Origin of the sequence: Microbulbifer sp. THAF38, assembly GCF_009363535.1 — a bacterium.
GTDB lineage: Bacteria > Pseudomonadota > Gammaproteobacteria > Pseudomonadales > Cellvibrionaceae > Microbulbifer.
This window is the reverse complement of the sequence record NZ_CP045369.1, coordinates 2961110-2980828: the sequence shown is the minus strand read 5'-3', so window position 1 is coordinate 2980828 and position 19719 is coordinate 2961110. Positions and strand designations below refer to the sequence as shown.

At 50.7% G+C, this 19719-nt stretch carries 21 protein-coding genes; 11 read left to right on the top strand and 10 right to left on the bottom strand.

From position 1 onward, the window contains the following. Positions 1-111 precede the first annotated feature (111 nt). On the bottom strand, positions 112-1236 hold the full coding sequence (locus FIU95_RS12625; protein ID WP_152454116.1) for a M14-type cytosolic carboxypeptidase: 1125 nt from the start codon (positions 1234-1236) through the stop codon (positions 112-114). Between the two features lie 499 nt (positions 1237-1735). Here FIU95_RS12625 and FIU95_RS12620 point away from each other — a divergent pair, with 499 nt between their 5' ends. After that, on the top strand, positions 1736-2218 hold the full coding sequence (locus FIU95_RS12620) for a hypothetical protein (protein ID WP_152454115.1): 483 nt from the start codon (positions 1736-1738) through the stop codon (positions 2216-2218). A 95-nt stretch (positions 2219-2313) separates the two neighbouring features. Here the strand turns inward: FIU95_RS12620 and FIU95_RS21490 are convergent, their stop codons facing one another. Next, the gene (locus FIU95_RS21490; protein ID WP_253868613.1) at positions 2314-2553 is read right to left on the bottom strand and encodes a hypothetical protein; all 240 of its coding nucleotides are present in this window, start codon (positions 2551-2553) and stop codon (positions 2314-2316) included. Between the two features lie 364 nt (positions 2554-2917). Between FIU95_RS21490 and FIU95_RS12610 the strand changes: the two genes are divergently transcribed. Together FIU95_RS12610 and FIU95_RS12605 are read left to right on the top strand one after the other, a co-directional pair. Then, positions 2918-3706 carry a TatD family hydrolase gene (locus FIU95_RS12610; protein ID WP_152454114.1) on the top strand — a complete coding sequence of 263 codons (789 nt, stop codon included), beginning with the start codon at positions 2918-2920 and terminating at the stop codon, positions 3704-3706. Next, entirely contained in the window at positions 3703-5367 is a 1665-nt protein-coding gene (locus FIU95_RS12605; RefSeq protein WP_152454113.1) for an aminotransferase class V-fold PLP-dependent enzyme, read from the top strand. Before FIU95_RS12610 ends, FIU95_RS12605 begins: the two co-directional genes overlap by 4 nt. An 8-nt stretch (positions 5368-5375) precedes the next feature. Here FIU95_RS12605 and FIU95_RS12600 read toward each other — a convergent pair whose 3' ends face one another. Continuing rightward, positions 5376-6569 carry an acyltransferase family protein gene (locus FIU95_RS12600; RefSeq protein WP_216646240.1) on the bottom strand — a complete coding sequence of 398 codons (1194 nt, stop codon included), beginning with the start codon at positions 6567-6569 and terminating at the stop codon, positions 5376-5378. A 163-nt stretch (positions 6570-6732) separates the two neighbouring features. Between FIU95_RS12600 and FIU95_RS12595 the strand changes: the two genes are divergently transcribed. Further along, positions 6733-7584, top strand: coding sequence for a LytTR family DNA-binding domain-containing protein (locus FIU95_RS12595; protein ID WP_152454112.1), 852 nt, complete (start codon positions 6733-6735; stop codon positions 7582-7584). Here FIU95_RS12595 and tcdA read toward each other — a convergent pair. The 4 genes from tcdA to FIU95_RS12575 form a co-directional block, all read right to left on the bottom strand. Then, positions 7581-8387 carry a tRNA cyclic N6-threonylcarbamoyladenosine(37) synthase TcdA gene (gene tcdA, locus FIU95_RS12590; protein ID WP_152454111.1) on the bottom strand — a complete coding sequence of 269 codons (807 nt, stop codon included), beginning with the start codon at positions 8385-8387 and terminating at the stop codon, positions 7581-7583. The two genes, FIU95_RS12595 and tcdA, sit on opposite strands and share 4 nt — an antisense overlap. After that, positions 8374-8838: a thiol-disulfide oxidoreductase DCC family protein gene (locus FIU95_RS12585; protein ID WP_152454110.1), complete on the bottom strand. Its 465-nt coding sequence runs from the start codon at positions 8836-8838 to the stop codon at positions 8374-8376. Before FIU95_RS12585 ends, tcdA begins: the two co-directional genes overlap by 14 nt. Positions 8839-8876: 38 nt before the next feature. After that, positions 8877-9341, bottom strand: a complete 465-nt coding sequence (locus FIU95_RS12580) for a peptidylprolyl isomerase (RefSeq protein ID WP_152454109.1) — start codon at positions 9339-9341, stop codon at positions 8877-8879. Positions 9342-9471: 130 nt separating this feature from the next. After that, complete coding sequence (locus FIU95_RS12575; RefSeq protein ID WP_152454108.1) at positions 9472-9831, bottom strand: hypothetical protein; 360 nt, start codon at positions 9829-9831, stop codon at positions 9472-9474. Between the two features lie 336 nt (positions 9832-10167). Between FIU95_RS12575 and FIU95_RS12570 the strand changes: the two genes are divergently transcribed. The 4 genes from FIU95_RS12570 to FIU95_RS12555 all read left to right on the top strand — a co-directional run bounded on the left by FIU95_RS12570 (position 10168) and on the right by FIU95_RS12555 (position 14246). After that, positions 10168-10590, top strand: coding sequence for an HIT family protein (locus tag FIU95_RS12570; protein ID WP_152454107.1), 423 nt, complete (start codon positions 10168-10170; stop codon positions 10588-10590). A gap of 134 nt (positions 10591-10724) precedes the next feature. Continuing rightward, positions 10725-11534, top strand: coding sequence for a GIN domain-containing protein (locus tag FIU95_RS12565; protein WP_152454106.1), 810 nt, complete (start codon positions 10725-10727; stop codon positions 11532-11534). 106 nt (positions 11535-11640) lie between these two features. Continuing rightward, on the top strand, positions 11641-13110 hold the full coding sequence (locus FIU95_RS12560) for a YcjX family protein (RefSeq protein WP_152454105.1): 1470 nt from the start codon (positions 11641-11643) through the stop codon (positions 13108-13110). After that, on the top strand, positions 13110-14246 hold the full coding sequence (locus FIU95_RS12555; protein WP_152454104.1) for a TIGR01620 family protein: 1137 nt from the start codon (positions 13110-13112) through the stop codon (positions 14244-14246). The genes FIU95_RS12560 and FIU95_RS12555 overlap by 1 nt, the downstream gene beginning before the upstream one ends. A 69-nt stretch (positions 14247-14315) precedes the next feature. On the opposite strand, the gene FIU95_RS12550 is transcribed toward FIU95_RS12555, so the two are convergent. Beyond that, the gene (locus FIU95_RS12550) at positions 14316-14828 is read right to left on the bottom strand and encodes a hypothetical protein (protein WP_152454103.1); all 513 of its coding nucleotides are present in this window, start codon (positions 14826-14828) and stop codon (positions 14316-14318) included. A 229-nt stretch (positions 14829-15057) separates the two neighbouring features. On the opposite strand from FIU95_RS12550, the gene gorA reads away from it, so the two are divergent. Then, entirely contained in the window at positions 15058-16416 is a 1359-nt protein-coding gene (gene gorA / locus FIU95_RS12545; protein WP_152454102.1) for a glutathione-disulfide reductase, read from the top strand. Positions 16417-16538: 122 nt separating this feature from the next. Here gorA and FIU95_RS12540 read toward each other — a convergent pair whose 3' ends face one another. Next, the gene (locus FIU95_RS12540) at positions 16539-16892 is read right to left on the bottom strand and encodes an HPF/RaiA family ribosome-associated protein (RefSeq protein WP_152454101.1); all 354 of its coding nucleotides are present in this window, start codon (positions 16890-16892) and stop codon (positions 16539-16541) included. Between the two features lie 484 nt (positions 16893-17376). Here FIU95_RS12540 and FIU95_RS12535 point away from each other — a divergent pair, with 484 nt between their 5' ends. Beyond that, a complete protein-coding gene (locus tag FIU95_RS12535) occupies positions 17377-18375 on the top strand; it encodes a hypothetical protein (RefSeq protein WP_152454100.1) in 999 nt (332 codons plus the stop codon). Between the two features lie 47 nt (positions 18376-18422). Here the strand turns inward: FIU95_RS12535 and thpR are convergent, their stop codons facing one another. Beyond that, on the bottom strand, positions 18423-19007 hold the full coding sequence (gene thpR / locus FIU95_RS12530) for an RNA 2',3'-cyclic phosphodiesterase (RefSeq protein WP_152454099.1): 585 nt from the start codon (positions 19005-19007) through the stop codon (positions 18423-18425). A gap of 146 nt (positions 19008-19153) precedes the next feature. Between thpR and FIU95_RS12525 the strand changes: the two genes are divergently transcribed. After that, the gene (locus FIU95_RS12525; protein WP_152454098.1) at positions 19154-19645 is read left to right on the top strand and encodes an Hsp20 family protein; all 492 of its coding nucleotides are present in this window, start codon (positions 19154-19156) and stop codon (positions 19643-19645) included. Positions 19646-19719: the final 74 nt, after the last annotated feature.

Below are 19719 nucleotides of genomic sequence, written 5' to 3'. Positions count from 1 at the left end.
TACATTGAAAGGCCAGCACAATCACCTAACAATTTTACCTGTCTCTTTGCTGTTGATTGCTCTAAAAACATCCCGGCAAAATTTGCCGGGATGTTTCGAGTGAGGTTGAGGCTATTTCAGAGTTTCCAGCACTTCGCGGATAGGGAAGAGAATATCGCGAGCCAATTGCTGGCTTCGTGCAGGAGACCAACCTTCCACTGGGTCCGGTAGGTTGTCGTTATCCTTGAACGGCATTTCCAAGGTCAACGCTAGGGTGCGGAACTGGTGGCCGGCCCATGCGGTGCCAATAGTGAGATTGGCCTCGCCGGGTTTATCCAGCTCATAACCGTGCTCGGTTTGGAAGTCGGGGCTGATAGCCTCGTAGGCCTGTTTAAAGGTTTCTTCCAGTTTTGCGTGGCGCTCGTCATAGCCGGGAATACCCTCACAAGCGGCGACAAAGTTGTAGGGGAGCGCCTCATCACCGTGAATATCCAGGAAGATATCCCCGCCGAGTTTCAGCATTTTTTCTCTAACCAGGAACACTTCTGGGCTGCGCTCCATGGTTGGATTGAGCCACTCACGGTTCAGGTTGGCCCCAGCGGCGTTGGTGCGCAGGTGACCGCGAACGCTGCCGTCGGGGTTCATGTTGGGAACCACGTAGAAAACAGTATCCGCGAGGAGTTTCTGGGCCTGGGGGTTGGCATCATCCAGCAGTGCTTCGAGGAAGCCTTCCACAAACCACTCCGCCATGGTTTCCCCGGGGTGTTGGCGTGCGATCATCCATACACGGTGTTTGGCACTCTCAGCATCTCCGATTGTGAGCATGGTCATATCGCGTTGATCGAGAGTTTTACCGAGGGTTTGGATCTTCACCCGCTCATTACTCTGGGCCCAGGCCAGCAGGTCAAGGTGGCGCTCCCAGGAGTAGGGTGCGAAGTAAGCCAAATAGATGCTGGGCTCATCCAGGGTTACGGTAAAGTCGAGGGTTTTGCCATCGTAGTTGGCTCCGATACGGAACCAGTTCTGGCGGTCATAGGATGCGCATACCCGGTAGTTCTCCCAACCTTCCGGGTAGGCGGATTTGCCTGCATTGACAATACTCAGTGGATAGCTGGCGCCCACCTCACCTTCTAGCCGAAAGTGAAACCACTGGTAGAAATCGGAGTTGTTATCCTGGCGTATAGCCAGCTCAATCGGGCTGCTTTCAGCGTTGATCACTTCGATATTGCCGCTGTCAAAGGCACTGGTTATGTACATGTAGTGAGCTCCACTCTTGTTGTTGGGCGCAGGATACAGCTCTGGAGGGATTTTTTCAGGGGGAGAGTGGGGGATTTCGCCACTTGAGGGTGCAATTTTGCGCTCTCTGAAATTAAAAAAGCACGGTACCGCATTCGATACCGTGCTTTAGCCATTCCATGGCGGCACCCGCTACGACTACTGCTCCTTGAAATTTCCGGTGTCGGACCCCTGGCGACTGCTCACTGCCCGGCCTGATCACAAGTGCGTCACTCCACACTGTCAGAAATCGAATACTTCTCCTTAACATCCCGCAACAAGTGCTGGTTAAAGTTTAGGCAGTACCATTGAGCAATTGTTGTACGTTGGTGCAGATAGGCGTAAATTTACTTATCTTTCGCCCCGCCGATAATGGGTTGATTGAGGTGTACTGGGGGAAGCTCAAAGGCTTGGCGGAACTCATTTCAGGGGGATATACCCGCCTGGATACTATTTTCAAAGTCAATAATAGAGGTAGGCCATGAATAGAAATCTCAAGCGTGGCATCGTATTCAGCGGTCTGTTGACCGTGGTGATCAATATGAGTGCTTGTGGTTATTTTTTATACCCTGAGCGCAAAGGGCAGAGTGGTGGGAGAGTTGACCCCGCCATATTGATACTGGATGGGGCGGCACTACTGTTTGGCATTATTCCCGGAGTGGTAGCTTTTGCGGTGGATATCACAAATGGCACCATTTATTTACCGCCGGGCAGTAGCTCCGTAATCGACCGTCACGTCAGTAGCCTGGACGGAGGCGAAGTGCGTCAGGTAACCGACGTAGAGGGGCAGGCCTGGGTTGAGATGCCGATAGAAACTTTCACCTCCGAAGAGAAGACCCTACAGAGCCTCGGGCAAACCTTATCCGATGTCACCGAAAGCCAGATCGATGCCAGTGATATCGTTTGGCTAGAGGACTCTGCGGCCTTGCGGGCTGCGACTGCTACCCAGACTGCATCGCGCTAAATTTTTCGACTTCTTTTCCTAGAATGATGGGGACTCCAAGTTGGCACTTGTAGTCCCTTGTTCCTGCGTTGTTTTCTCTCCCAAAGAGCGCTGGCTCAATATAGACCTTCTAGCCCCAAAGGAACCACGCTGGCCGCCAGTAGTAGGCCCATGAGGATATTAAACCGCCGTAGGTGATTGGACTCTGTCTGGAATCGCTTTAGCCCTATCCCAAAGAACAGCCAAATAGCGACACAGGGACCGCCAATGGCAATAAAAGACAAAGCGATCCGCACAATGTCTTTCCATACTTCTCCATTTGGGCTGGTAAATGCTGCGAGTGCGCCTATAGCCATAATCCAGCCCTTGGGGTTGACCCATTGAAAGGCGATGGCTTGAAAAAAAGATAACGGCTGGAGTCTATCTCACGAGTGGAGGCGATAAGCCAAGCTAGATAAAGTAGGTAGCTTATGCCGATCCATCGGATAATTTCATGAGGAATGGGAAACTGGCTGAATAGCGAGCTGAGCCTTAGCCCCACTGCAATGAGCGGCTGGCACCGTGATTAAGCCCCGATGACATAATCATTAAGTTATTGGGGCCAGGGGGATACTGATGGAAAAGACAAAAAGGGCAATGGGCAACAGCGTTTCTATTAAGAGGTCTCGGGTTCCATTGTGGGCATCATGCTAAAATGCGAGCAAAACCAGAGAAGCACAAGTGAAATTGATCGACAGCCACTGTCATTTTGATTTTGATATTTTTGAGCCGGATCGGGCCCAGGTTTGGCAGCGCTGTACTGATGCAGGAATTAATCAACTGATCATTCCCGGTGTTTGTATATCGCAATGGCAAAGGCTTGCGCATTTGGTCGACAATCAGCCGCAATGGCATGCAGCTGCAGGTGTCCATCCATGGTGGGTCTCAAAAAATTGTGAGGAAGAGCGAGATTATAGGGGCGAGGCCGAACTGGGCAGGGTGCTGGCTGAGCACCTAAAGCAAAACCAGTGTGTTGCCGTCGGGGAGTGCGGCCTGGATGCGGCTATAGCGACTCCCCTGGAAAGTCAGATGGCTGTATTTAAAATTCAGTTGGAAGTTGCCAGCGATTTACAATTACCGCTGATTCTACATGTGCATCGAGCGCACAACGAAGTGCTCAAGCTATTGAAGCAATATCACCTCCCTCGGGGAGGAGTGGTGCATGCTTTTAGCGGTAGTGAACAGATGGCCATGGAGTATTGGAAGATGGGCTTTTATCTGGGCGTTGGTGGCACTATCACTTATAGCCGCGCGGCGAAAACCCGTCGAACGGTTGCACGGGTACCATTGGAGAGTTTGATACTAGAATCCGATGCGCCGGATATGCCGTTGTCAGGCCGGCAAGGGCAGCGAAACAGCCCGGAAAATCTACCATTAATAGCTGCTGAGCTAGCAGCCTTGCGAGATATTTCCCTGCAGGAAGTTGCCACTGCAACCCGAAAAAATACTGAGATGTTATTTTCCCTATGAGTTTTTCCGCAGAACAATTCAAACAGCAGTTTCCACTTTTTGCCCAGGAGGAAAATGCGGGTCTTGTCTATCTGGATAATGCGGCCACCACACAAAAACCGCTTTCGGTCATTAATACGATGCGGGATTACTATATTCATAGTAGTGCCAATACTCATAGGTCCAGCCATCGACTCGCGCGCAAGTCTACTGAAATGGTTGAGCAGGTGCGTGATAAAGCCAGGCAGTTTGTGAATGCTGCGAGTGGAAAAGAAATCATTTTCTGTCGCGGTGCGACCGAGGCCCTGAACCTACTCGCTCACTGTCTTTGCAGTGAGTTAGAGCCCGGCGATGAAATAGTGATTTCTACGGCTGAGCATCACGCCAATATCGTACCCTGGCAGATGGCGGCGAAGCGGCATAATCTGATTCTGCGTTATGTACCACATACTGCTGGAGTTCCCCAGTTTGATCGATTGGGGGAAGTGTTAAATGAACGTACCCGAGTGGTATCTCTGACAGGGGGTTCCAACTCAATAGGCTTGCGTCCTGATCTCTCGTTAATACGCCAATTACTGCGTCGCATGCACATAATGTGGGTCGTGGATGGAGCACAGTTAGCCGCTCATGAAGAAATTGATGTGCAGAAAATTGGCTGTGACTTCTTTGTTTGTTCTGCGCATAAATTTTACGGCCCCAGCGGGATAGGTTTTCTCTATGGCCGGGAAATCCTTTTGGAGTCGATGCCACCCTGGCTCGGTGGGGGTGAGATGATAGCCGAGGTAGAGTTCCAGCAGAGCCGCTACGCCGAATTACCGCATAAGTTTGAAGCGGGCACATCACCACTCGCTGCTATTGCCGGGCTGGGTGCTGCCCTGGACTTTCTCTCCCGCCAGGATCGTGTCGCCATGGCCGAACACGAACAACGGCTGACACGCATGCTGCACCGGGAGCTAAGTGCCTCCCCAAACTTTCGCCTGATCAGCCAGGTTCACCACAACCTGGGAATCATTGCATTTGTACCGGTCCATGGTAGTGCTACAGATTTAATGCATTGGCTGGACGAACGGGATATTGCTGTGCGAGTGGGGCATCATTGTGCGCAAATACTGGGGCGAACTAGTGGTAATCAGGTTACGGTGCGCGCTTCCGTGGCTGCCTACAACACGGACAGTGACGTCAGGGATTTTTTGCAGGCTTTAGATGATTACTGCGAAGTTCAGCAGTCGGCCATATCAGATGAGGAAGTAGAACCCACTAGCTGGACCAGAGATGATTTCTCCCTGCTGCAACTCGAGCGCCTGGCTTCCCATCGAAATTGGCAGGGGCGTTATCGAGAGCTATTACTGTGGAGCAAAGTGGTTTCCCGCAAGCCGGAGATCCGTAATCCCGAGAATCTCGTGCGCGGCTGTGAATCGGAAGCCTGGTTGGTACACCGGGAGATTGATGGGCGTCATTTCTTTGGGCTCGATAGCGATAGCCGGGTGGTAAAAGGGCTCGGAGCATTACTGCTCTCGCAGATAGATGGTTGCACTACGGAGGAAATTGAAGCGCTGGATCTGCCCCTGCTGTTTAAAGAGCTGGGGCTTAGTAAGCACTTGAGTCAGTCTCGCAGCAATGGCTTTTACGCCTTAATGCGCCGAGCTTTTCACCAGGTAGAGAGCGGTGAAAATCGATTGTGATAGGGTTATTAGTTTTGGTTAATCGGGCTCAGGATCGGGGGCTTACTAAGAGTTTTGGCTTTCAGGCCAAACAGTAAGCGCAACAAAGACACCCGACGAATTATAAATTCGTGAATAGTGAAACAACCTATCACCGTTATTAAAAAGACCAGTAGTGGCTCAATAACGGGCCCCAAGGATAACCCTTTGAGCTCAAAGAGTGCGGTAACAGTAATGGTCTGATGCAGGATATACCAGGGGTAAACTGCCTCTGTGGCATAGGGCAACCATCTAAAGGGGCGGTTCAGGTAATAGTGCCCCCACGCTAATACTGCCAGCAACCAAAACCAGCGGTTTGCATAAATAACAATCAACTGAATTAAAGGTTGCCCAGGAAATATATCCCCCTCCAACCCCCGATCGAACAGCAGGAACAGGCAAAAACAAAGCGGAGCCGCAACCAGCAGGAAGAAGCGCAGGCGCACGAGCAGCTTCCATGGGTCTTTATTACTTACCAGCAGATAGCCAAGTAAAAAGAAGGTAAAAAACTGTGCATGGGTATACCAATCACCAACAACGGCGTAGTTAATCCCACCAAAAAGTGGGAAGAGGTAGAGACCGTATAAGGTGAGGGGCAGTAGTGGTATGAATAGAAGCTGCCATACCTTGAGACCAGCTATCCAGTTGTCCATTTTCGCTTGGTAGGCTCGCAGAAAATAAGCCACTGGGATAATGACTAGCGTGTAGCAGAGCAGGTAGGGTAAATACCACAGGTGATTCCAGGTGAAGCCGACATGGCTGCCTGCAAAGCTATCCGCCGGCCAGGGTTGAAACGTAAAGTATTGCCAGAGGAAGCTCAGGTATCCTGGCTCTATAACGCCATTGGAGAGTGCCTCATAATAGGCTTGTGGTGGCACTACAACTAAAATGCCGAAGAGAAGTGGGATAAGCAGTTGGCGCAACCGCTGGAGTAAAAACCGAGCGCTCCCCAGTCTACCAAGTAGGAAGTAAGTTGCGGCCCCAGAAATGAGAAACAGCAGTGGCATACGCCACTGATTGACTGCCAACATCAGGATCTGAAGAGACTCACTCTGGTGAGTGCTCTTTACGTGCCAGCCCCATTCGGCCACGTAGGCCATTCCCAGGTGATACAGAATCAGTAGGCCAAAGGCCAACACGCGGAGGGCATCGATGTCATGGCGGCGGTGGATGACTTTTTGCATAGCTTCCTTCATTTGGATTTGAATCGAGTCCCGCTATGTTCAGTGGGGAATTGCCCTGCCAGCCAGCTAAAAGACGTGAGATGCACTGCTAAAGGTGTGAATGGTGGTTTTCAGGGATGAGTTGAGGCTATGCTACAGGCGAAACTGCATGGGGAAGGAATAAATGACGGTACAGATGTACCTGGCGCGCAGACGGCAGATTGAAATAGTGCTCTGGATTCTGTTTTTAATTGTGCTTTGGCTGGTGCAATTCACAGTGGTGTATCTGGAGCATCTCGGAGGGGAGTCCAGGTTTCAGCCCTGGGAGTTTCTGGTTTGGGAAGGGACCAGCATTTTTGTGGTGGGGTTATTATTCCCGTTGATTTTATTCTGGGATCGTCGCTTTCCCCTAAATAAGGAAACACTCGCTCGCCATTTAATTATTCACCTACTATTGACTCTGCCTTGGTCGCTTTTACATGTTGTTGCCATGGTGGCACTGCGTACGGTGATCTACTCTCTCGAAGGTGGTTCTTACAATTTTGGTCATTGGGGAATCGAGTTTTTCTATGAGTACCTGAAAGATTTCCGTACTTATGGCTTTCTACTGGGTTCTGTCTATTTCTATCGTTTTCTCCTGCGTCGTATGCAAAGTGAGCCGGTTCCACGCTCGCATGACGGGCGGCTAACAGACTCGGTTGAGCGCCCCGAACGCCTTTTAATAAAGAAACTTGGTAAAGAATTTTTGGTGAATGTGCGAGATATTGAGTGGGTGGAAGCTGCGGGGAATTATGTAAATTTACACCTGGGAGACAGAATTTATCCCCTTCGCGATACTATGGCAAAGTTACTGGAACGTTTGGACCCAGTTGAGTTTGTGCGAGTGCATCGCTCCTATATTGTGCGTTTGGATTCAATTGCCGAGATAACTCCCCTTGAAAGTGGGGATGCGCGTATTTGCCTGAAAGGTGGTCAGCAAATCCCTGTGAGTCGACGCTATAGGGATTTGCTCAAGGCTCGGCTTAAGCCGAATTAGCTCGAACCTTTTGCCTGTAAAAGTCGCTCTATGGCTCGGGAGGCTGCCACAAAGCCAAAAGTGCCGGTAACCATGGTGGCTGCACCAAAACCACCACTGCAGTCTAATTTGACCCCGTCTTGCATGGCACTTTTCTGCTGGCAAACTTCACCATCGGGTTTTGGATAAACCATCGCTTCGCGAGAAAAAATGGCGTCCACGCCGAATTGACGTTTGCTGCTTTTTTGAAAGTTGTGAAAGCGGTAGAGGTGCTGGCGCACTTTGGCCAGCATGGGGTCGTTGATGGTGCGGCCGAGATCTGCACACTCAATAGCCTGTGGAGAGCGCTTTCCGCCGGCGGAGCCAACGGTTATCAGGCGCAACTTGCGCGCCTTGCAGTAGGCTACCAGGGCGGCCTTCACTCGTGCATTGTCGATGGCGTCGATCACAATATCAATCTGAGCTTTATCCGGGTTTATCAACTCGGCCAGATTGTCCGTAGCGATAAAGTCGTCGATAGTAGAGATGTTAATTTCGGGGTTGATCTGCCTGAGTCGGTCGGCCATAACCTCGACTTTCATCTGCCCAACGGTAGAGGATAGGGCATGACACTGGCGGTTTGTGTTGGTGATACAAACATCGTCGAGGTCGATTATTGTCAGGGCACCTACACCACTGCGGGCTAGTGCCTCTGCGACCCAGGTACCCACTCCGCCGATACCGATGACTACCATATGGGCCTGGTTCAGTATCTCCAGGGCATGATTACCGTATAGGCGGCCGATACCGCCAAAGCGTTGCAGGTATTGTTCAGACAGACTCATTGGGATTCTTTTCCGATACTTCTTCCAGAAAACGGTGTTTTTGTGCTGCAGATGGCAACAGGCAGCTATCGCGCCGACCAAACCAGCGGTAGCGATTGCGCGCTACAAGATCGTACAGCCAGTCCCGCACTGGGCGCGGAATGTAGCGTAAAAATGTAAGGTAACGCCAGTAGCCATCAAGGCCTGCGGAGATACGCAGGGCCGCCTCGCTCTTATGAAATTGCAAGAAGGCGCTCCCCTGGCGCTCCAACAGGATCACACTCTCATAGGTTTGTAGGGGTAAACCTAGCTTCCTCAAGTAATACTGACCTGCTTGAGACTGCACACGGCAGAGAGTAAAGCGACAATGCGGATCATACTTAAGGAGTAGGCGACTCCAGCCGTTGCAGAGATTGCACTGGCTATCGAAAAGAACGATTTTCTCTGGTGTAGAAGGGGGTATAGGGGCCATCGGGGAGGAGCTGGCGACCCAGAGGGCCGCCGAACGGCTTAGTGCACGTGGCCGTGGTCGATCTCTTCTGCAGTCGCTTCGCGTACGGAGATGACTTCGATCTCAAAGTGCAGCTCTACTCCGGCAAGAGGGTGGTTGCCATTAATGGTGACTTCATCGCCATCGATATCGATAATTTCGACTTCGATAGGGTGGCCATCGGTGCTTTGGGCATGGAAAGCCATACCGACCTCCAGCTCTTCTACGCCGCCAAAGGCACTGCGTGGCATGGTTTGGATCAGTTCAGGGTTTTGTTGACCGTAGCCCTCTTCAGGAGAGATCACGGCAGTGAACTTGTCTCCAGGTGCCTTTTCCAGCATTTCCCGCTCGAGGCCAGGAATAATGTTGCCCACGCCCTGCAGGTACTTGAGTGGCTCCCCATTGGCGGAGGAGTCGATGACTGTTCCGTCTGCATCTTTCAGGGTGTAGTTGATTTCCACAACTGTGTGGTTGGCAATCTTCATGGATAGTCTCTGATTGAAGAGTGAGTGAAGTAGCGCTTACCGCTGCGCTGGAAAACGGTAGGTAAAGGCTGTGAGGGAGTAATTGTATTGAGAGGTTACACACGCCGCAACTTGTGCGGCGCAAGGAGTATCAACAAGCGATGGAGAGGTCTTGTTCGCAGCCGCCATAAAGACTGCTCGCTGCCTGTATGAGATTTGTACTAAGCTGCCATGGAAACTCCAGCTCTTCAAAGCGGGCCTCGAGGTATTCGAGTAGGGCATCAAACAGGGCTGGATTCAGACCGCGGGCTAGAAAACTGGCGCGACTACTGCGGTCGGGCTCGGGTTGTTCAGAGAAGGCGTGGTTTAGAAATTGTGCCTGGCGACTTTGTTGTTTGCGGTGATCACAGGTTTCGTAACTGGAAAGGTGGCGGCCTATGGTTTCGTAAAATTCATTGACTGTTTGACAGACAAATTTAGCACCACCGACCTGTTCTAACAGGCTGTTCATATCTCTCCCCCCGGTGAGCAGTTGGTACTGAAATATAAAATTCCGCAGAGCCGAAAAAATATTGTGATAGAAAAAATGCACAGAATGCATTGGCTCAAATACGGTACAACATTAATTGCTGTGCAGCGTAAGTCATATTCTCTTGGACTGCCAACGTACGTTAAGAAAATTGTCATTCTGTTCGACAGGTAGTTACCCATCGTGCTTTTAACTACGCCAAATAAAAAAACGCTATTTATGTTAGTGTTTTTTATCTCTTTATTCTGAGTTTTTCAGGGCAGGTGTTAGACTGCACGATTGAACCAAATAAAAAATTGCAACTGATTGGATTGAATTATGGCAAGCATTTTTACACAAATTTTGAATGGGGACTTACCGGGACACTTTATTTGGAGGGATGAAAAAGCGATTGCAATTATGACCATTTCCCCCATCAAACCGGGGCATTGTCTGGTAATCCCGGTTGAAGAAATTAATCATTGGGACGAAGTACCTGCAGAGCTTGCTGCGCACCTGATGTTGGTTGCACAAAAAGTCGCCAAAGGACTGAAGGCAGTGTATTCCCCTAAGCGCGTCGGAGTAATGATTGCCGGTTTGGAAGTACCACATACTCATATTCATCTGATTCCCGTCAATGAGCTGACTGACTTCGACTTCTCCTTGCAAAGGAGTGCAACACCTGAGCAGCTAGCGGCCGAAGCAGAGAAGATCCGTAGCGCCCTAAAGCAGCAGGGTTGTCCGGAGGCGGAGTGCGCTTGATGAGTTTCCTGGACTCATAAGCTGACTGGTTAGTCCCTTTTGTGCCTGCAGATTTTTTCTGGAGGCACTGCATCCAATTCGTATACTCGGGTAGTCAAGTAATACGTGACAGTGATAAAGATGAGAATTTGACAATGGCAACCACTAGAAAAGCTTTTTTAGCCCCGATGTTTGCTCTGCTGGCCTTCTTTGCCTTTAGCAGTGCCGTCGCTGAGGCAGAAAAAACGGAAAATAAAAACTTCGATGTCAGTGGATTTACCCGAGTTTCCCTGCGGGGTAGCTCCCATGTTGAAGTAATTCAGGGGGACCATTTTGCCGTAAATGCGACTGGCCCAACTGATGTAATGCCTCACGCTAAAGCGGAGGTGAGAGGCAGTACGTTGGAGTTGTCTGTGGATGACAACACTCAGAACTGGTTTGGTGTGATCACCATTACCCGGGACCTGGATCAGAAGGTACAGTTTACGGTTACCATGCCAAAGGTTGAGGGAATCGAGGTGACAGGTTCCGGCCAGGCCGTGGCGGAGACCCTCGAAAGTGAAACGCTTGACTTAAAAGTTACAGGCTCTGGCACCGTGCGCGTTGCCAAAGCGGCGGCTGAGAATCTCAGCGCTTATGTTACTGGCTCTGGGGACCTGATCCTGGATAAGGCATTATCTGTCAGCAGTGAAATAGGTATCAGCGGTTCGGGGGATATTTTCCTTGGTGGAATCACCGGAGAGAAGCTCACAGCAGAGATCAAGGGCTCGGGGGATATGCGAGTTGGCGGTCGTGTAGCCGACGTTAACATTCGAATCATGGGCTCTGGTGACTTTGTCGGCCGTAGCTTGCGTGCAGATAACGCCAGTGGCTCTGTGATGGGGTCCGGGGATATCGTCCTCAAGCGCCCGCAGAAAGATTCTTTTTCCGTAATGGGATCGGGCGACGTTGCACTGGTAGACTAACCCCCGCCGTCAAACTTCATAGCTGGCACTGTCTATGAGACAGTGCCCACCTTTTTAGGGCCTCATTTTCTTCGGCCTAATTTTCTATTTTGGAAGTGAACTCCCCATGGAATCGCAGGTGACAGGGACTGGGCAGGTGAGCCTGGAAGACCCTTCAGATCAAAGAGATAAACGCAGTCGACGCCTCAAGGAAAAACTGCGCCACTGGGGGCGGGGGGCACAGGAAAAATCTCATTGGGTTGCCGAGCGCCTCATGGATCGCCGTGTCTGTGTGGGGGTGACGGGCTTGAGTGGTGCGGGTAAGTCGACCCTGCTCACCAGTCTCATTTATCAGCTGAGCCACCCACAGAAAGCACAGTTGCCTGGCTTTGCCCCCGCGTTAAACGGAGACTTACTGGGCGCGGAGTTAAAGCCTGCCCTCGATTCCGGCCTGCCAGTATTTGATTATGAAAGCTGCCTGAAGGCCTTGATGTCAAACCCGCCCAGGTGGCCGCAGAGTACCCGCGATGTTTCGGCAATGGAATTGCATATTCATCTTAGACGCCACCGCCGTTTTCGTGGCAGTGGGCACAAGACCCTGATTCTGGAGCTGCGGGACTATCCGGGTGAGTGGTTAATGGACCTGCCGATGATGCGAATGGATTTTCGCGATTGGTGCCGGCATCAGGCCCATGTTATTGGGGGCGACACGCGTGCCGGGTTGGCGCCGGAGCTTCTGCAGCGTTTGGCTGCGCTTTCTCCTCAGGCTGAGGCAAAGGAGTCCGAGTTGGCAGCGCTGTGGCGTGACTATCGCCAGTTTCTCTTGGACTGTCGTGGTGAGCGCAAACTCAGCTATTTGCAGCCAGGACGCGCGCTATTGGATGATGAAGAATACCTTGTATTACCCCTGCTGGACCTTAGGGGCTTTAGTGCCGATGAGTTGAGGCAGTTGCCTGAGAGCAGTAATTACCAGGTTCTGCGTCGCCACTATGAAACCTATGTACATGACAGGGTAGCCCCTTTTTTGGAGAGTCACTTCAAGCATCTCGACCGGCAATTGGTACTGGTAGATATGATCGGTACCCTGTTTGCAGGCGAGCAGGCCCTGGAGGATATGCGCCTGGCGTTTACCCATATTGCCGATACCTTTCGCTACGGAGAGTCCGGCCTGCTCAGCAAATTATGGCGACCAAAAGTGAATCGTCTGTTATTTGCCGCAACCAAGGTTGATCAGGTGCTCGCTGCCGATCACGACGCCCTACGTCAGCTACTTGGGCAGCAATTGCAGCAGACATTTACCGGAGCGCGTCACCGAGGCTTGCCGATTTTTAGTGAAGCGATTGCCGCCGTACGGTGTTCCCGCGAGGATCAGCGCAATGGGCGGCGCATGCTGGTGGGGCATGATCTAAATGGGCGTTATTTGGGCTTTGAAAATGCCGAGATATCTTCGCATCTTCCCAGTGAAGAGGGTGGCTGGAGTCATTACACCGGTGCCGCTCCGCCTCAGTTGCGCCCTCCGCAGGGGATGGATGCCGGCTCCATTCCACATATCCGTGTCGATGCGCTTTTGAATTTGCTGCTTGGAGATAAGGTTTGATGGGCGATGAGAATAAAGAGGCGCCACGCCGAGTTACCCGAATAGAGTCTTTACAGGAGCCAGAGAGAGACACTCCTCACAGGGATACAACCCGTGTAGAAAGCCTACACGAAGAAGAGGGGGACATTCCAAGATCTATCACTACAGGAGAGTCCCTACCCGATAGGATTGCCTTCTCGGAACTGCGCTTGCCTGTTTTTCGCCTTAAATGGTTAAAGCCGGCACTGCTCTCATCTGTTGCATTAATCGTGGCTGTCCTCGCTTGGGAATTACGCCAGTTATATACCTGGGCCGCGGATAAACACTGGGGGCTCGGTATTCTCGCCGGTGTAGTGATTGCAAGCTTCGCCGCTGCAATTGTCAGCGCTCTGTGGGAATTTTTCCGTGCTGGGCAGCCGCTGCGCAAGCTGCAAAAAACACAGGCCATGGCGGCTGAAATGCGGGAATGCCGCAGCCACGAGGAGGCGGAATCTTTTCGTCGACAGTTGCAGGAGCATTTCTCGGCGAAGCCTCAAGGGGTGCTGCTCAACCGAGTATTGGACGACGCACCGGATTACTATGATAGCAGTGAGTTACTGCAACACCTTGAAGTCACTTTCCTCAATGCTCTCGACCAGGAAGCGCAGCGCCGTGTGGTTCGCCATGCAACGACAACGGGTGCATTGGTGGGCCTCAGTCCTTTTGCCAGTATCGATATTCTGGTAGCTCTGCGCCAGTCGTTACGAATGATTGACGACGTAGCTCAAATTTATGGAGTGCAGCCATCAATCGTAGTGCGTTGGCGCCTTTTCAAGAAGGTCCTAGCATTGGTGGCCTATAGTGGTGCCAGTGAATACGCTATCAGTGAGGTGTGGCCAGACTTGGTGGGAGACAGTCTCGCTGGTACGGTTTCCGCGCGCCTCGGGCAGGGTGTAGGCGCAAGCCTGTTTATGGCGCGGATCGGGCTCGCCGCCATGCAAAGCTGTAGGCCTATCCCCTTTGCTGAAAAGCAGCGCCCGCGTTTATCTGCGTTAATAAAGCGCATTGGCATCGGGTTAAAGGAGCGTATGCCAGAAGTTTTCTCTGTGGTTGGGTTTGGCAGTCGGGGTGCGCATACTCCCACTAAGTCTGGAGAGAAGTTTTCACGAAAGCGCTGAACGTATCGAAGGGGCCCGCAAGGCGTTGCGGGCCGAGAGTTAGAGTTTATGGTGAACAGCGGCAGAATCTTATTGGAACTGCTTTTTCATAAGTAGACGCGTATGGTGGCGATCAACCAATTCTGCCAGTGTGGTAAAGCGGCGCTTGATATAGGGGGCAGGGTTGTTATTTCCGGCATCGTCCCGGTATTCGACACCAGAGCGCACGTGTTGCAGTTCCCGGGTTAACTCAGTGATCGCCGAAAAGATATTTTGAGTGTCATCCTGGCTGTAGAAAACGTAGGTGCTATTGGTATCCACCAAATAGGCATTGCACTCATTTAACCACTCTAGGCGCTGCTCTAGAAAACGGATGGTATTGCGAATACCGCCTTTATACTCAGGATTGAAGTGCTCATTCACGTACTTGTCCAAGCTGCGCATGCCTGACCCTACAAATTGCTCCACCACACTGTCACAGTAATTTTCAGTGAGGTAAGCGGGGTGGGTATTGGCATTGCTTGGGTGGCTTGTGATTAGCAAAGACAAAAGTCCCAATGTTTTGAGAATGGCTAAAGAAGGAGAGTTCATTGTCTTGCCCATGGGTTACTCTTTCCAGTGACTGTTATTCTATCCGCCAAACCCGCTCGGATGTTTTAACACTTTGTTCGGCGAAGTATTTTTTGTGATAGTTATCACATGAATATCGAAGCGACCAAAAGGAGTCAACGGTTATTAAGTACATAATGGCAGCTATGACGCAAAAGGTGTGTTGTGAGAGCTGTCTGCTATAGGCTTGATCTGGAATTGAAATTAGAGACTGAGGTTTACTTTGGCTGAATATGAATTTGACCTTTTTGTGATTGGGGCGGGCTCAGGTGGTGTACGAGCCTCACGCATGGCCGCTGCGCAAGGAATGAAGGTGGCAGTGGCTGAAGATCGCTATATGGGGGGCACCTGCGTAAACGTGGGGTGCGTTCCCAAGAAATTATTCGTTTATGCCAGTGGTTTTAGTGAAGATTTTACCGATGCTAAAGCCTATGGTTGGGAAAACTCCTCCGCTGAATTCCACTGGCCAACTTTACGTGAGAATAATGCGCGTGAAGTGTCTCGGCTCAACGATATTTACCGCAATTTGCTCGCAAATTCTGATGTGACTGTTATTGATGGGCGCGCCAAAGTGATAGGTCCCAACACTGTCTTGGTGAATGGCCGTGAATATACTGCCCAGAGAATTTTGGTGGCGACAGGCGGCTGGCCTTTTGTCCCAGAAATTCCTGGCAAAGAATTCATCTTAACCTCCAACGATGTATTCGCACTGGAAACCTTCCCCAGCAGAGTACTCGTTGTTGGCGGGGGGTATATCGCCGTTGAGTTTGCAGGCATCTTCGCGGGCTTGGGAGCTGAAGCACATCTTTCTTACCGCCGTGATTTATTCCTTCGGGGCTTTGATCGTGATATTCGCCACTTTGTTCGCGATGAGATGGTGAAGAAAAACATCGATTTGAAATTTAACCATCAAGTGAGCGCCATTGAAAAATTGCAAGATGGCAGCTTCCTAGTACATGCCGAGGACGGCTCCAGTTTGAATGTGGACATGGTTCTCTACGCGACAGGCAGGGTTGCCAATACCGAAGGTCTTGGTTTGAAAGAGCAGGGGGTGGTACTGCACAGAGATGGCACTATTTCAGTAGATGATAATTTTCGCACTAACATTCACTCTATTTATGCCCTCGGAGATGTCACTGGTGAACCGCAGTTGACACCCGTGGCCCTTGCAGAAGCGATGGCTCTAGTGAAGCATTGGCGTACCGGAAAGACAGCAGAAATTGATTACAACAATATTCCTACAGCAGTATTTTGCCAACCAAACATTGGTACTGTGGGGCTGTCCGAAGAAGAGGCGAGAGACTCTGGGGTTTCGGTTACTGTCTACAAGTCGGAGTTTCGTCCCATGCGCCATACAGTGAGTGGAAATACTGAGCGCACACTGATGAAGCTGGTGGTTGATGCCGATACCGACAAGGTGATTGGCGTGCACATGGTTGGTGATGATGCCGGTGAGATTATCCAGGGCCTGGCTGTGGCTTTGAAGGCGGGTGCGACCAAGAGAGTCTTTGATGAGACTATCGGAATTCACCCAACGGCCGCAGAAGAATTTGTCACTATGCGTACACCAGTAGGCGGTTGATGTTACTTCCGTATCTTACGTTTAAGTCGTTTGGGACGCGGATTCACATAGTTTCCTTATCCCCAGATTGACGCAAAAACGGCGCAAATGCGCCGTTTTTGTCTTTGAGGGATTAATCTCCCTTACTCTTCCTCAACTACTTCGTAAAGCGCCTGATGGCGCTGCGCTTTTCTGCGCTCGCTGCGTTCTTTCAGGCAGCGTTCGGCGGAGGCAAATGTGTCATTCACGGCCCGGTGGATAGACTCATTTTCATTACTGATGGTCACGGGATTGCCACTGATAGCAAGTTCAAGTGAGGCCTTGTATTGCTTGCCTTTGCTTTTGTGTTGGTGGGGAGCTTCCAGAACTACACGACTATGTATGATGTCGCCACAATAACGTTCCAGTTTGTGTAACTTTTTAGATACCGTGTTTGAGAGGGCGGCTGATTTGTCGATATCGCGGAACACAATGTTATCGTTAGGCGCAGATTTCATGGATAAATACCTCCGGTTATAGGAAACCATGCAGGCCGCTTGAGCGGTTTGCTATTCAAAGAAGGTAGGGCGCCCTAGTTGGGAGGGGTCGGGTCCGCAGTTGAATCGCCGAGTCGCCGGTAGCGCAACGAATAATGCTGTCTGTACAGCTCTGGGTGTTTTACGTCCGGGTCGGGTTTTCCGCTGTGTCCAGCGATCGTCTCCCTGTTACCCATAATGCTTCCGCTAAAAAAAAAATCAAGCGCTATCGCTAGAAAATGTCACATAAAATTCGGCGAAGCGTCATTAGAGCGTCTTTGACTCTTAGTTTTTAGGGATTTTTTAACAAAATGGGGACAAGAGGTGGACGCGAGGTCATTGCTCGCGAGCGCTGGCCTGCGTAAAATTGGCCGTAATGGGCAGGGGCTTGAATGTTTTGAACAAAATTTAACCTCCGCATTTTTATCTTACGAATGTCGAAAAATCGAAAAACGGGTTCTGGACAATGGCGGTAAAGCGGTATTGCTCGCTCTTCCTGGCGGGCTTGGTAGTTTTTGGCGGGGTGGCAGCGCAGGCGCAGTCAAACCTCACAGTGGAAAAAAACCGACTGGCACGCCTGGAGCAGTCCCTGGAAAACAGGCAGGTTGAGCTGGAAGATATTGAGAACGAACTGCTCTCCTATGAATATAAGCTCGAGCGTGCACGGGAGTCTCTCGCTGAGCTTCGCAAGGAGTATGAAGCGAGCCGTGTTGAACTTGAAGAGGCGCGTCGGATTCATGAATCCAATGGAACCTCGGATTCAGAGCGCCGTCTAACCAAGGCTAAGCACGGTTTTGCCATGGCCGAACGGGGCGTGGACAGCCGCAGTCGACGGTTGGAGTTTATTCAAACCAACCATCAGGAGTTGCTGGCTAGACTGGGTGAAGAGAAAAAGGTAATTGCTGAAACCAAGGCAAAGATCTCTGCTCAGCAGGACAAAATTGGCCAAGTGGTGGACTCTATGCTGGCCAAGGCCGAAGCATCCGAAAGGCGTGCGGCCTTAGCAAGACGCGCTAAAGCCGAAGAGGTGAAGCCAAAGCCGCCTAAATTGAAGACGGCTGCAATTGAGAAGCCCCAAAAGCGGCAGGTAGAGCCGGAACCGGCCCCAATCCTCAAAAAGGATATCGACCCCGAGCTACTTGCTTACGTTAAGCGTGAACAGAAGCGTTTAAACGATTTGCTCTCCGATAAAGAGGGAGAAAACAAGCAGACTTTCCGTAATTTAGTTCTAAAACCATCTGGTGGTGAGTACCAGTCTTTTGAGTTTCTGGGAAAAAATCAATATCGCCTGGTCGCAACGGTTGAGGCGGGTCGGCAGACCTACAAAATCAATACCTGGAAGTTTCGCCGTACAATTCCTGCCGAAGATGATGGTGAGCGCTATGTCTTTGTTTTTGATGCGCGCCGCTTATCCCGACCCCGGTTGGTGATGTATCCAGAGTACGCTTTAGATGCTCTTAAATAGTATTTCGTAAGCCCGCCCTGTGCGGGCTTTTTTGTGGTTGTGGCAGGCTATTCAGCGTAAAGATTCACTTCCAGCAAGGGGTGGTAATGACTTTGCTCTACTTGGGGAGTGCTCTGGTAGAGAATGATATTTTTAGCCAGAAAAGGAAAGTCCAAGCTAAGTGGTGCAAGTTGTCGAAATCCCTTTTTACATCGCGCCAGAGTGATATGTGGCCGATATGGCTTACTTTCTGGCTCCATACCTAATTCACTAATAAGTTGTTGGCACTTCTCATTGAGCGCAGTCAGGTAAGGATTCGGTAACAATCCTACAGCAAGACAGCTGGATTGCGGTCTCGGGAACGGGTTAAGAGAGTGAATGCGGCTCTGAAAGCTATTCACGGAATGTGCGAGTTCAATAATTCCTTGCTTCAGGTGTGGGATCTTTTCTTTTTGGGTGTCTCCCAGAAAAGCCAGGGTTAGGTGCCGGTTAGCGGGGTTAGCCCAACGAATGTGACTGGCACTAATTCCTTTAAGCTGCTCACGGCAAAGATCGGTTATGCCCTCTAGGAATATTTGCGAAGCATCGTCAGGTCGTATGCCAATAAATAGTCGACAAGTTGATTGCCCCGACAAACTTTCTTTTTTTTGCATTTTTCCTCTTAATCGCCTTGAAAAGTAGTTTGTAACCCATATTTATTGTGTGCGGGCGGTGGCTTTGAATGAAAGCGCCTCCGCGGCAAAGGCTCGGGCTTATTGGCGAGCTAAATTTAATATTGCTCTGAATTGAGGATATAACAATGCGTAACTTTGATTTTTCTCCCTTATACCGTTCTGCAATCGGCTTTGATCGTATGGCTAGCCTGTTGGATGCAATGAACTCCAGCGAGCAGAAGCAACCCTCTTACCCTCCCTATGATATAGAGCTTACCGGTGAGGACAGCTACAGAATCACAATGGCTGTGGCGGGGTTTGAGCAGTCTGAACTAGATATTCAGGTTGAGCAAAATCGCTTGAGTGTAAGTAGTAAAAAGCCTGAAGATACCTCGCAGAGAAATTTCCTGCACCGCGGTATCGCAGCGAGAAATTTTGAGCGGCGCTTCCAGCTCGCAGATCACGTTAAGGTGACCGATGCAAAGCTTGCTAATGGCTTGCTCCATATTGAGCTGGTGCGAGAAATACCCGAGGCGATGAAGCCTCGAAAAATCCAGATTAGTGAAGGTAATTTACTAAATCACGATCGGACTGAAAAAGCCGAGGCAGGAAAAAAACCTGACACGGTAGCCGCTTAAGTTGTCCCTTTCTTGTCCTCTGTGCCGCCATAGTGCGGCACAGCTCTATCATCGAGATAAGTTTCGCAGTTATT

Bases quoted from the DNA above. Each gene is read 5' to 3' on its own strand.
- FIU95_RS12570 (WP_152454107.1), top strand. From the start codon at position 10,168: ATGGCAAGCATTTTTACACAAATTTTGAATGGGGACTTACCGGGACAC.
- FIU95_RS12580 (WP_152454109.1), bottom strand. From the start codon at position 9,341: ATGAAGATTGCCAACCACACAGTTGTGGAAATCAACTACACCCTGAAA.
- FIU95_RS12550 (WP_152454103.1), bottom strand. From the start codon at position 14,828: ATGGGCAAGACAATGAACTCTCCTTCTTTAGCCATTCTCAAAACATTG.
- FIU95_RS12575 (WP_152454108.1), bottom strand. From the start codon at position 9,831: ATGAACAGCCTGTTAGAACAGGTCGGTGGTGCTAAATTTGTCTGTCAA.
- FIU95_RS12600 (WP_216646240.1), bottom strand. From the start codon at position 6,569: ATGCAAAAAGTCATCCACCGCCGCCATGACATCGATGCCCTCCGCGTG.
- FIU95_RS12560 (WP_152454105.1), top strand. From the start codon at position 11,641: ATGGAATCGCAGGTGACAGGGACTGGGCAGGTGAGCCTGGAAGACCCT.
- FIU95_RS12540 (WP_152454101.1), bottom strand. From the start codon at position 16,892: ATGAAATCTGCGCCTAACGATAACATTGTGTTCCGCGATATCGACAAA.
- FIU95_RS12525 (WP_152454098.1), top strand. From the start codon at position 19,154: ATGCGTAACTTTGATTTTTCTCCCTTATACCGTTCTGCAATCGGCTTT.
- FIU95_RS12605 (WP_152454113.1), top strand. From the start codon at position 3,703: ATGAGTTTTTCCGCAGAACAATTCAAACAGCAGTTTCCACTTTTTGCC.
- thpR (WP_152454099.1), bottom strand. From the start codon at position 19,007: ATGCAAAAAAAAGAAAGTTTGTCGGGGCAATCAACTTGTCGACTATTT.
- FIU95_RS12595 (WP_152454112.1), top strand. From the start codon at position 6,733: ATGACGGTACAGATGTACCTGGCGCGCAGACGGCAGATTGAAATAGTG.
- tcdA (WP_152454111.1), bottom strand. From the start codon at position 8,387: ATGAGTCTGTCTGAACAATACCTGCAACGCTTTGGCGGTATCGGCCGC.
- FIU95_RS12620 (WP_152454115.1), top strand. From the start codon at position 1,736: ATGAATAGAAATCTCAAGCGTGGCATCGTATTCAGCGGTCTGTTGACC.
- FIU95_RS12625 (WP_152454116.1), bottom strand. From the start codon at position 1,236: ATGTACATAACCAGTGCCTTTGACAGCGGCAATATCGAAGTGATCAAC.
- FIU95_RS21490 (WP_253868613.1), bottom strand. From the start codon at position 2,553: ATGGCTATAGGCGCACTCGCAGCATTTACCAGCCCAAATGGAGAAGTA.
- FIU95_RS12535 (WP_152454100.1), top strand. From the start codon at position 17,377: ATGGCGGTAAAGCGGTATTGCTCGCTCTTCCTGGCGGGCTTGGTAGTT.
- FIU95_RS12585 (WP_152454110.1), bottom strand. From the start codon at position 8,838: ATGGCCCCTATACCCCCTTCTACACCAGAGAAAATCGTTCTTTTCGAT.
- FIU95_RS12555 (WP_152454104.1), top strand. From the start codon at position 13,110: ATGGGCGATGAGAATAAAGAGGCGCCACGCCGAGTTACCCGAATAGAG.
- FIU95_RS12565 (WP_152454106.1), top strand. From the start codon at position 10,725: ATGGCAACCACTAGAAAAGCTTTTTTAGCCCCGATGTTTGCTCTGCTG.